The 10,483-nt window shown below is 42.0% G+C and carries 10 protein-coding genes; 1 reads left to right on the forward strand and 9 read right to left on the reverse strand.

Going from position 1 to position 10,483, the window contains the following annotated elements:
• Window positions 1-9 precede the first annotated feature (9 nt).
• From amrB to DACET_RS09290, 7 genes are all read right to left on the reverse strand, one after another.
• A complete protein-coding gene (gene amrB, locus DACET_RS09260; protein WP_013011114.1) occupies window positions 10-792 on the reverse strand; it encodes an AmmeMemoRadiSam system protein B in 783 nt (260 codons plus the stop codon).
• Window positions 771-1,586 carry a hypothetical protein gene (locus DACET_RS09265; RefSeq protein WP_013011115.1) on the reverse strand — a complete coding sequence of 272 codons (816 nt, stop codon included), beginning with the start codon at window positions 1,584-1,586 and terminating at the stop codon, window positions 771-773. The genes amrB and DACET_RS09265 overlap by 22 nt, the downstream gene beginning before the upstream one ends.
• 6 nt (window positions 1,587-1,592) lie before the next feature.
• Window positions 1,593-2,603 carry an aminofutalosine synthase MqnE gene (gene mqnE, locus DACET_RS09270; RefSeq protein ID WP_013011116.1) on the reverse strand — a complete coding sequence of 337 codons (1,011 nt, stop codon included), beginning with the start codon at window positions 2,601-2,603 and terminating at the stop codon, window positions 1,593-1,595.
• Between the two features lie 99 nt (window positions 2,604-2,702).
• On the reverse strand, window positions 2,703-4,007 hold the full coding sequence (locus DACET_RS09275) for a GGDEF domain-containing response regulator (RefSeq protein ID WP_013011117.1): 1,305 nt from the start codon (window positions 4,005-4,007) through the stop codon (window positions 2,703-2,705).
• Between the two features lie 156 nt (window positions 4,008-4,163).
• Window positions 4,164-5,702, reverse strand: a complete 1,539-nt coding sequence (nhaB, locus tag DACET_RS09280; protein WP_013011118.1) for a sodium/proton antiporter NhaB — start codon at window positions 5,700-5,702, stop codon at window positions 4,164-4,166.
• Between the two features lie 88 nt (window positions 5,703-5,790).
• Window positions 5,791-6,975: a molybdopterin molybdotransferase MoeA gene (locus tag DACET_RS09285; RefSeq protein WP_013011119.1), complete on the reverse strand. Its 1,185-nt coding sequence runs from the start codon at window positions 6,973-6,975 to the stop codon at window positions 5,791-5,793.
• A 5-nt stretch (window positions 6,976-6,980) separates the two neighbouring features.
• Window positions 6,981-8,000 (reverse strand): molybdopterin-binding protein, encoded by a 1,020-nt coding sequence (locus DACET_RS09290; protein ID WP_013011120.1) that lies wholly within the window; start codon window positions 7,998-8,000, stop codon window positions 6,981-6,983.
• Between the two features lie 253 nt (window positions 8,001-8,253).
• Here DACET_RS09290 and DACET_RS09295 point away from each other — a divergent pair, with 253 nt between their 5' ends.
• Entirely contained in the window at window positions 8,254-8,748 is a 495-nt protein-coding gene (locus tag DACET_RS09295) for a rhodanese-like domain-containing protein (RefSeq protein WP_013011121.1), read from the forward strand.
• Here DACET_RS09295 and DACET_RS15605 read toward each other — a convergent pair whose 3' ends face one another.
• Together DACET_RS15605 and miaB are read right to left on the reverse strand one after the other, a co-directional pair.
• Window positions 8,749-9,150 carry a bifunctional nuclease family protein gene (locus DACET_RS15605; RefSeq protein WP_013011122.1) on the reverse strand — a complete coding sequence of 134 codons (402 nt, stop codon included), beginning with the start codon at window positions 9,148-9,150 and terminating at the stop codon, window positions 8,749-8,751.
• Window positions 9,151-9,162: 12 nt separating this feature from the next.
• Window positions 9,163-10,470, reverse strand: a complete 1,308-nt coding sequence (gene miaB, locus DACET_RS09305) for a tRNA (N6-isopentenyl adenosine(37)-C2)-methylthiotransferase MiaB (RefSeq protein WP_013011123.1) — start codon at window positions 10,468-10,470, stop codon at window positions 9,163-9,165.
• Between the last annotated feature and the right edge of the window lie 13 nt (window positions 10,471-10,483).

Below are 10,483 nucleotides of genomic sequence, written 5' to 3' on the forward strand. Positions count from 1 at the left end.
GAAATCCTCTTATTTGTAATACAGACCGGCATAGCCGACCACCCTATTGTTATCACCGCTCACAAGACCGCTGTGAATATGCTCCACAAAAACAGCCGTATCAGCGCCTTTTGCCTGACAATATCGAATGCCCATACATGCAGGAACGACCCCGCACATGGAAATATTCTCTTCAGGTACTATATAGTATAATCCGTTCATATCCATTTCTAAAAGCTTTTCCATCACAGCCATATCTTTACGCTCAGTAATCTCAGCATCTTCGAAATGGTTCAGATCAGAGCTGATCACAAAAAGAGCGTCAGTTACATCTGCTATATGCTTTGCAGCAGTCTCCGCTGTTTCTAAATTTATATACTTAACTGTGACACAGACAACTTTTACATCGGGATTAAAATATTTAAGAATCGGAAGAATAACTTCAAGGGAATGTTCACTGTGGTGCGCTGTAGTATCTTTATTAAATAAAGGGTTTTCGCAGAACTTATCAACCAGCACTGAATCAACAGGTACGTCTCCGAGAGGTGTCGCCCATGAACCTTCAGGATAGACTGAAATAGAAGGTCCCGCTCCTGTGTGGTTCGGTCCGACCAGTATGACTGTATCAGGAATCTTTACACGGGCAAGCGTCCGCACTGCTGTAGCACCGGAATAGATGTACCCCGCATGAGGGACAACGACCCCGACGGCTTTCTCCGGAGCACCATCCGGTAAACTGGACTTTATAAACTCAGTGACAGAGCCTGCATCTGCCGGATAAAATACTCCGGCTACCGCTGCTTGTCTGTGCATATATATCTCCCGACTTTTTCAACCCACTGATCTGTCATTTTCACAGAGATATTGAAAAAGCTGAAGTCATTAACGAGAATGAGGTGTTTGTCTATATTATTGACAACCCAAGGCATTCTGTTTCTTGATATTACCAGTTCCTTTATTTTCTTAAAATTAAACCTTTTCATAAACGGAAGCTTAACAGAAAGAATATCTATATGGTCATGTGTTTTACTTCCTATTGTGATAAGCCTGTTGCCCGAGGAGCACATCTCAACACGTTCACCATTTATGAAAAATATATAATAATCTCTCCCGAGAGCGTCTTTCAGATCAAAATCAGTGTCATACATTACAAGCCTTTCGTTTCCGCCAAGAAACTCCATGTATCCGGTAACAATAGTTGCGTGCTCGTTGTCTGCCGCAATTTTTGAAAAACTGGTTGCATTGCTCACGGCGTTTGTGACAACTTCTTTCCTGCTGAGCACCCCACGCTTTATAAGGCAGAGATCCACAATGTCCCCTGCACGCATATCTTCTGAGTATGACGCAAGCTCTGACTTTATTTTAGAGATAGTAAGCTTTGACAGGAAATTCTTCTTCATGCGGGAAAAAGCCTTAACGTCACCGTTGACATCATCCCCTGGGAAAATGCTTCTATATCTGTCATCGTAAAACATATGCACATTAACAGCATCAATTTCAGGAAACTGATCGTTGCGCACAAGCACAACATTGCGTCCGAAACTACGAACTGTTTCAGCGATCTTCAGCATATTTATTGAGGGATTCAGAAATATATATTCAGCCATCAGGTGTTAACCATAAACCTTGATTTCATTGTAAAATGCATCACGCTCCACTGCGGTCAGCCCTGCGGAACTGACAATATCTACCAGAGTATCCACAACAAGCCCTTCACTGCTCTTTGCTCCCGCTGCATGTGTGATGTTTTCCTTTATTATTGTACCATCGAGATCATCCGCACCGAAACGAAGAGCAGTCTGTGCAGTTTTCTCACCAAGCATAACCCAATATGCCTTTATATGTGGAACATTCTCAAGCATTATTCTTGAAACTGCAATAGTTTTCAGGTCATCAACCCCTGTTGCAGGGAAAAGATCACTGAGAAATGTATTTTCGGGATGAAATGCCAATGGGATAAAGGCGAGGAATCCACCGGTTTTTTCCTGAAGATTACGCACAGAATCCAGATGCCTCATAATATGTTCATCTTTCTCGATGTGCCCATAGAGCATTGTTGCATTGGTAAATATGCCGTTCTCGTGGGCAGTTTCGTGAATTCTCTGCCAGTGTTCAGCAGTAATTTTCTCCGGGCAGATAATATTTCTAACCTCAGGGTCGAATATCTCTGCTCCTCCTCCCGGCATCATCTCCAGCCCTGCTTTTTTAAGCTTTTTAAGAACATCATTTTCGCTAAGTCCTGATATACCAGCAAAATATGCTATCTCTACAGCACTAAAAGCCTTGATAGTCTTTTCAGGGTAAGCAGATTTCAACGCTGAAACAGCGTCAGTATAAAAACTGAAAGGTTTCGACGGATGGAGCCCGCCGACAATATGTATTTCGCAAGCGTCCGGAGCTTTTTCTGCCACATATCGCAACATATGGTCTATCTCAAAAATGTACGCCCCATCTTCCCCTTCATCTTTCTGAAAGGCACAGAATCGACACTTACTCACGCATATATTAGTATAATTCAGATGTAAGTTCTTAACAAAAAAGGTTTTCTTGCCCCACATCCTCTGACGGATACGGTCTGCCTTTACACCTAATTCCAGAAAGTCTATATCAAAAAGGTTGTCCACAATTTCACTCTCTCTATCAATGAAAAAACATATTTCAGAAGTAGTTAAAAGGTAACATAAGGGGGGGTATTTATCAATATATAACTGTGTGAAAAGAACCTAGTGGCTGCACTTAATAGAACCCTCTTCAAAAACCTGAACCATGTTGCGACCGGACTCTTTAGCGTTATAAAGAGCGATGTCAGCCTTTTGAACAAAACTATCAACAGTGTCGCCCTCTGCATATGTTGCCACTCCGAAGCTGCACGTAACCCGTCCGCACTTATCAAAATTATGAGTGCTCACAGCTTCTCTGATGAGATCAGCTTTCTCTCTGGCTCCTTTCTGTGCTGTCATCGGCATCAACAGAGCAAACTCTTCTCCTCCATACCTGGCAAAAACATCACTTTTTCTTATGTTCTGACGTATAATCTGAGTGAGTTCAATCAAAACCTTATCGCCCACAAGGTGTCCGTACTGATCGTTCACTTCTTTGAAGTAGTCAACATCAATCATCAGGATGGACATATCCTGACCGTATCTGCTTACTCTGTCCAGCTCCTTTTCAACCTCTTCGAAAAACTTTGTTCTATTATATATTTTTGTCAGAGGATCCTGCTGGGACAACATACGATATATCTGCTTCTCTTTTTCCAGCAGAGTAACATCTGCAAAAGAGATGAGCCATTCATCTTTGTCCGGGACATTTTTCACATTAGCAAGACAGACCATTTCGTCATCATCGGTGCCATTCAGCGGACGCAGAAAAACCATCCTGTTATTATGCTTAGAGTCCGTAGACTCAGCAAGCCACTGTCTGGGTTCCTTTCCTTTATAGAAAGTATCTTCTTTCTCGACCATAACATTCTTAATATTGCCATACTTTTCAATATATTCACTGACTGTGGTACATCCCAGAAATTCCTTAAAAGATTCATTAAGATAAGTACATTTTGAACCGTCTGTTGTTATTACAAAATTCGGGTTCAGATCCATTACTTCCCGAAGAAACTTGTTATGCTTCTCCATCTGCCTTTCATGCACTATTGAAGATGTGATTTTTTTAACTACACCTATAAGCTCTGTGAAGCTGACAGGTTTCTTAATATACTTATCTATACCTATGTCAATAGAGCGCAGGAAAAAATCTTCGTCATTGTGTCCGGTTGTAACGATAATAGGTACAGAAGGATCGATCTCTTTGATCTTTTCAGACATCTCAAGCCCATCCATCACCGGCATCCGTATGTCAGTGATGATAAGATCCGGACGAATTTCAGAAAATGCGTCAAGCGCTTCCTGCCCGTTAGAAAACACATAAAGCTTGTCCGTACGTCTCTTAAGGAAACGCACAAAGCCCTCACGTATAAACGGTTCGTCTTCAACATAAAATATTTTAATTTCAGAAATAAAGTCTTCCGTCATATTTTATCACCGATATCACTATCAACTATTAGTCAAATATATCACAAATACACACATAATATACTGTAAATCAATTTTACATCACGGTCAAAGCATAAAAAAAGGCTCTGCGTAAAACCTCACAGAGCCTTGTAATATTAATAATTTATCATCAGATCAAAGCAGATATAATACTGCAAAGAAACCTGTTATGCTCATGGTTACAGTATATGGGAAAGCGAGCTTCACCATTTCCAGGTATGACAGCCTGATGAGCGGAGCCAGCGCAGATGTCAGAAGAAACAGAAATGCAGCCTGCCCGTTAGGTGTAGCAACAGAAGGTATATTTGTACCCATGTTAATTGCTACGCCAAGTTTCTGAAACTGTATAAGGTGCGCAAGCTCTGTCGGTGTGTGAGCAGCCTCAGGATGACCAAGCATAGGTATAATATCCTGAAAGTGCGTAGCTGTTTCATTCATATAGACAGTTGCAACAAAAACGTTATCTGAGATAGCAGAAAGGATACCGTTTGCAACATAATATGCTACTAGCTGCATTTGCCCCTGAAGCGCAAGCACATGATTTATTACCGGCTGAAACAAGTGCTGATCATGTATCACCGCAACAATTGCAAAGAAAACAACCAGCAAAGCTGTAAATGGAAGAGCTTCTTCAAAAGCATGTCCGATCTGCCCTTCACTTATCACACCATTAAAGGCTGTAAGCAGGACTATTATCATTAGCCCTATAACACCGACTTCAGCAATATGCAAAGCAAGTGAAACGATAAGAACCAACCCCATAATCCCCTGCACTACGAGTCTTGCTTTCCCCTGTGTATCCATTTTAGCCATGTCTTCTTTGACTTTGTCTTCAAGCACGGCACGTACCTTTTCAGGGAGTTTAGCGCCATACCCCATAATTCCTGTCAATTCAAGGAGCACACATGTTATAAGCCCAACTATCAGAACGGGTATAGATACGGGCGCAGAGTGCAGAAAGAAATCAGCAAAATGCCAATGAAGTTTTTCCCCGATGATAAGATTCTGAGGCTCTCCCACAAGTGTTGTTGCTCCACCGAGAGCAGTCCCCACCGCTCCGTGCATCATAAGATTTCTGAGAAATTCTCTAAATTTATCCAGATCTTCCCTGTAGTCAGCTTCTGTATTATCGTCACTGCCGATATTGTACTCATCTGTCGAATGCGTCGACGAGTACTTATGAAATATGCCGTAAAAACCGTACGCAACAGAGATGATAACAGCCGTCACCGTGAGGGCATCAAGAAAAGCGGAAAGGAAAGCTCCCATAAAACAGAACAGCAGTGAAAGCATTACTTTGGACTTCACTCCCACAAGTATCTTTGTAAAAAGGAACAAAAGCCCTTCCTGCATGAAATATATCCCCGCAACCATAAACATCAGCAACATGATAACAGGGAAGTTTGCATGTGTTTCGTGGTAGACAGTGGCGGGCGATGTCAGCCCCATAATTACACTTTCAATAGCCAGAAGCCCAGCCGGAGGCAAAGGGTAGCATTTCAGAGCCATTGCAAGTGTGAAAATGAATTCCAGAATAATGATCCATCCTGTAACAAATGGTCCTACCACAAAAAGCAGTATTGGATTGACTATGAGGAACGCGATGACAGTCATTTTGTACCATCTCGGAGCCTCACCCAGAAAATTTTTGGTAAAAGCGAGTCCTAAACTCATTGTGTATTCACCTCTGTATGTAGTTGTACTGACCTAAATTTTACAGAATCAAAAAGTTAATTACAAGAGAAATAAGGGTCTTTAACTTTTAGACACGAACAAGCAAAGCCTTCGCCATATCGCCCTTAACAAGGCTTCCGGTTTTTTCATCCAGCAGCAGAAGCCCATTCACGGATGCAAAACTGTTGTAATGTGATGTCTTCTGAGTGCCTGCATCGCTTGCATAGAACCTGCCGTCCTCAACGTCAAGAATAGCTCTGTTAAGCTCGAAACGGCCCTCTTTAGCTCTGGTTTCAGTGCGCATAACGACATCAACTATCTTGAATTCATTATCTTCTTCGCCATACGCTTTTCTCAGAGCAGGAAGCACGTAAAAAAGCAGATTGGTAGTGAGCGCTGCCGGATATCCAGGCATACCGATGAATGTACATCCGCTCTTTTTAGCAAGCATAAGTGGGCTGCCGGGTTTTATTCTAGTTCTTTCAAAAAGAATCTCATAATCACATGTTTTAAAAACATCTTTCACAAAATCGTATTTTCCCATAGAGATTCCGCCGGACGAAATTATAATGTCATATTTGCTGCTCATCTCGTCAAAAGCTCTGACAACATCGTCACGGTTATCTTTCACATGTCCGTAGTATTCATAGTCAAAACCGAATCTGTTAAAGAAAGACTCGAGAATATATTTGTTAGTATTAAAAACCATGCCTCGCTTGAAATCGTCTTCAATTTCAAGAATCTCATCACCTGTTACAAAAATACCTATCTTCGGTTTTCTGAAAACTTCTATCTCTCTCTTCCCAAGATAAAAAAGCACAGGGAACAGACCGTCATGTATGACACTGCCGGCTGTTGCAACTACAGTCCCTTTATAGCATTCCTCACCGACTTTGTTTATATTCTCACCTGCTGACATATCTGGAATAGTTATCACCCCGTCTCTGCCAACACAATCCTCTACTCGGGCAACACAAAGCGCACCGTCAGGCACTGTGGCACCTGTCATCACAAAAACAGTTTCTTTACCGTCAATACTTTCAGGTCCTTTACGTCCGGCTCCGGTCAAGCCTTTCAAAACATAGCTGTCGTGCCCCGGTATATGCGCATAACCGTCAACTGCTGACTTGCGCGTGTCGGGATAATCCCTGTCTGTCCTGAGTTCTTCAGCGACAACTCTGCCGTAACTTTCTCTCACTGATATTTTTTCAGTCTCCGGTTTGCCTAGCGACGCATAGAGCATCTCTCTGGCAGTATGTCTGTCTGCAATCATTTAAATCAGCCCCTTCCGAAAGGACATATCGGATAGTTACATTTTTTACAGAAGTGGCACAACCCGCCATGAGCAAGCTTTGCCAGATCTTCTTTATATATTTTTTCACCTGCCAGCATTCTCGGCAGAAGAATGTCCAGTGACGTAGCAGGAAAATGCAGCGCCGCAGCCGGAACCGCACACACAGGCTTATCGCCCATGTATCCCAGAGTAAAATTATTCCCCGGCTGAATAGGTGTCCCTTTCATGTCGTAGACAACGCCAGCCTCAGCCATTGCAGCAGCCGTTATGTCATCGGGGTCAACAGATGTTCCGCCTGTGGTAATAACCATATCCGACTTCTCTGCCAGCTCTTTCACTGCCCCCACAACAACATCTTTCTTGTCGGGTACAATCCGGTATTCAACAACTTCAACACCGTAAGCCTTCAGTTTTGCAGTGAGTATAGGTCCGAAAGCATCTTTAATACGCCCTTCATAAACCTCACTGCCTGTGATCAGCAGAGTTGCCGTCTTAACCGTGAAAGGCTTAACCTCTATCAGCGGTGTCTTTAGTATTTCTTTCATCTTGTCCATGACGGAATACTCGCACACAAGAGGGATAATGCGGAAAGCAGCAACCTGCTGTCCTTTAACAACACGCATATTATTATGTATAGTAGGGAGAGAAGTTACCCCCATAAGATTGAGTTCGTAAAGACGTTGCTCATCAACTTTAAAAACGCCTTCGCATGCAGCGTAAAAACCTATCTTCCCTTCGACGGGTTCTTTATCAAAGTCGATATTCTGACCTGCCGCGAGGGGAGCTGTCATACGTGCAGCATCGTCCTCGTGCACACCGGAATCATTTCCATCTTCTATAAAAACAGTATTCCTGCCGAGACTTTTAAGATGTTCGACTTCAGATTCCTGAATGACATGCCCTCTTTTGTAAGCTCTGCCTTTGACGCCTTTTTCTTTGTTAACTTCGGTAATGTCATAGGCAAGAACCTGCCCGACAGCATCCTCAATTGAAACTTTTTTCATTAACTCACCCCAATGCTTTTATGCCTGAATAAATCTTCATAATTTTGTTTTTCATGCCTTGATAAATATATTACTTTTTCAAAGCATATGTAAAGGATTTCATAACGCCATTAATAATTTTAACAATTCCCCATTTGTGTTTAAGCTACCCTTAATGTGTCACCAGTAAATGTAACTTGATTTATTAATATATATCCTGTGATTTAACTTTTAAACTGTAAATTTTCAGTTTATTATTCCCATGAGGTGGGTGATGAATAAATATTATCAGAGAATTATAACTATACTCTTTTTTGCCGTCTTTAATTTCACAGCATTTGCACAGACACCTGCTGATGTGCTGGATGCTAAAATTGAAGCAACTGCAAAGATCATTGAGCAGATAAAACCTTCTGAACTTATTAAAATGATTAAAGAAAAACAGGATTTCGTACTTATTGACGTCAGAGAAGAAAACGAAGTGCTGGCAGGTAAGATAGAATCTTCGAACTATATGCACTCACCAAGAGGCCTAATAGATATAATCGCTGCCAAAGGATCACTTAAAACCGAACAAACCATTGTAGTATATTGCAAGAAAGGCTCCAGAGGACTGCTGGCTGCCGCATCACTGCACGAACTCGGATTTAAAAAAATCTATAACCTGAAAGGCGGCATACACGCATGGATGGAAGACGGATACCCGATAACCAATTCACTTGGCACTTTTAAAACTGTTCCATACGAGCTGACAGGCTGCGGTAACTAACTACTGTACACCTTCAGAACATGTCAGCACTTTAGCTACAAAAACAGGTATTGATCTGTCCAGAGCAAGTACCACACCGTCAGACGGGCGACAATCCATAATCTTTTCTTCACCATTTACAGTAAGATACAGCTTTGCAGTAAATATACCGCATTCACAGTCATCTATAACCAGCTTATTAAAAACTGCGCTGTCAACCCAGTCAAGTATCGGGGTCAGAATATCATAAGGTGACTTTTTGCAGTCCTTGCCTGAACACTTTCTGGAAGAAATATTTTCAGCTTCAAATTTACCCACAGGGATAAGAATATCAGTTTCGCTGTTTTCCACAGCTTCAAGCATCATCATATATCTGGAAGTCAGGGGTTCTCTCATGACTCCAGCGACATTAACCTCATACATATAAACACACCTCTATACTCTCTCTCCGAGCAGACTGTTTGGTCTCGGCTCAGTAATCTTCACATTAACGAAATCTCCAGATGATAATATAGTCTCACTGCTGAAATTTACCACCCTATTTTGTCTGTTGCGTCCGCTATACTGACCTGCACCTTTTTTAGATTCACCCTCAACCATGACCTCAACCACAAGATCCTGATATGCAGCAGAGTTCTCTGCTATTATCCTTTTCTGTGCGTCCAAAAGCTTTGCGAGACGCATTTTCTTAACTTCCAGAGGCACATCATCATTAAAGCTTTCCGCCTTCGTACCCGGTCTTGTTGAGTAGTTAAAAGCGTAGATCATATCATATCTAATCTCTTCCAAAGCTTTCATAGTAGACTGAAAATCTTCTTCAGTCTCCCCGGGAAATCCTACGATAAAGTCTGAAGAAAGGGCAAGGTCAGGAATCATCTCTTTTGCCCTGAGCACTCGTTCCTTATAGTGGTCATAAGTGTATTTTCTATTCATCTTTTGAAGAACAGCATTACTCCCTGACTGAAGAGGCAGGTGAAGATACTCGCATATCTTATCATTCCCACGCATTACGTCTATAAGCTCGTTCGAAAAGTCTTTCGGGTGCGATGTCACAAAACGAATACGTTTAATCCCCTCAACATCACTTACTTTATCAAGAAGCTCAGGAAAACTGACCGGATCAGTCAGCGCTGTCCCGTATGAATTAACATTCTGCCCCAGCAAAGTTATTTCACGGGCGCCTTTATCCGCCAGATATTTTATCTCATCAATGATTTCTGACTGCTCTCTGCTCTTCTCTCTCCCTCTGACATAAGGCACAATGCAGTAGCTGCAAAAATTATTGCACCCCTTCATTATTGTCACAAAAGAAGAAACAGAAACCTCCCTGTTAAAAATATCTATCTCAAGCCCGCCTTCATTCACCTGAGTATCACTGAGACGTTCTCCGGCTTCAACATGGGCTACAACTTCTTCCAACCGGTGAAGACCGTCCGTACCTACAACAAAATCAATATCTTTATTAGTCTTAAGGAGATTTTCTCCTTCCTGTTGGGCTACACACCCGCAAAAACCGATTTTGACCTCGGGTCTGCGGCGTTTTATCTGTCTGAAACGACCAATTGCAGATTCTGCCTTATGCTGAGGCTTTTCTCTTACACTACAAGTATTTACAATGAGATAGTCACCTTCTTCCATCTCTTCTGCTTCAGTAAAACCTATTTTATCGAAAACCGCAGCTATCCTTAATGAATCGTATTCGTTCATCTGACAACCCATGGTATGAATGAAATATTTACGCAAGTCCTTCTCCTGA

Source organism: Denitrovibrio acetiphilus DSM 12809 (assembly GCF_000025725.1).
In the GTDB taxonomy this organism is placed as follows: Bacteria; Chrysiogenota; Deferribacteres; order Deferribacterales; family Geovibrionaceae; genus Denitrovibrio; species Denitrovibrio acetiphilus.